Annotated in this window: 1 protein-coding gene; it reads left to right on the plus strand. The window is 29.5% G+C overall.

The features are described 5' to 3' along the window. Positions 1-21: 21 nt before the first annotated feature. On the plus strand, positions 22-1,300 hold a 1,279-nt coding region (locus tag LQ686_RS13860), incomplete at its 3' end, for an IS1182 family transposase (protein ID WP_239733456.1).

Raw genomic sequence — 1,300 nt, forward strand, 5'->3', positions numbered from 1 at the left:
TTTTATTTAGGAGTTGATTCTATGTTAAATAAATCCGAGAATAAACGTGACCAATATGAAATGATTTCTGTTTCAGAGTTAGTACCTAAAAATCATTTATTGAGAAAAGTTGATAAAATATTAGATTTAAACTTCGTTTATGAACTTGTTGAAGATAAATACTGTTTAGATAACGGACGTCCTTCTATTGATCCTGTTATCTTAGTTAAGATCTTACTGATTCAAAGATTATTTGGCATAAAATCAATGAGGCAAACTATTAAAGAAATTGAAACTAACGTAGCTTACCGTTGGTATTTAGGATTTAGCTTTCTTGATAAAGTCCCTCATTATGGTACATTCAGTAAAAATTATACAAGACGCTTTCATGATACTGACCTGTTTGAACAAATATTCGAAAGAATATTAGAAATTGCGATTAAGAATAACTTAATTGACCACTCAACGTTATTCATTGATTCAACACATATCAAAGCTAATGCGAATAAAAATAAATATATTAATCAAGTTGTAAAAAAGGATACATTACATTTCCAAGAAGAACTTAATAATGAAATTAATCAACAGAGGTTAGCACAAGGAAAAAAGCCCATAAAAAATAAGAAAAAGGAGGAGTTTAAAAATAAGAAAGTCAGTACTACCGATCCAGAAGCTGGTTACTATGTTAAAGGTGAAAGAGAAAAACAATTTGCGTATAGCTTACATAGTTGTGTAGATAAAAATGGTTTTATAATTGATCAACATGTCACACCTGGAAATATACATGATAGTACACAGTTGAAACCTATGGTTGAAAGATTAGAAGAAAAAAATATGTTACCAATCACACTAGCAGTAGACTCCGGATACAAAACGCCATTCAATGCGCATTATTTACTAGAGAAATCGATAGTACCTGCAATGCCCTATACAAGACCAAAAGGAAAGACAGGAATATTTAAAACTAAAGATTTTATTTATGATGAATATTACGATAGTTATATATGTCCAAATGATAAATTACTAACTTTTAAAAGAACTATGCCAACAGGGCATAGATTATACAAATCTAATCCTATTATATGTAAATCATGTCCACTACTAAATGAATGTACAGAAAATAGAAGTTTTACTAGAGAAATTCGAAGACATGTATGGCAAGATGATTTAGATATAATCGAAGATTTAAGGTTTGTAGATACAATAAAAAAAGCATATAAACTAAGAAGTCAAACAGTAGAAAGACGATTTGGTGATGCAAAAGAACAGCATGGTATGAGATGGACTAGATATAGAGGAATTAAAAAAGTTTCCATGGACA

It is taken from the genome of Mammaliicoccus sp. J-M41, from assembly GCF_022385935.1.
GTDB lineage: Bacteria > Bacillota > Bacilli > Staphylococcales > Staphylococcaceae > Mammaliicoccus > Mammaliicoccus sciuri_A.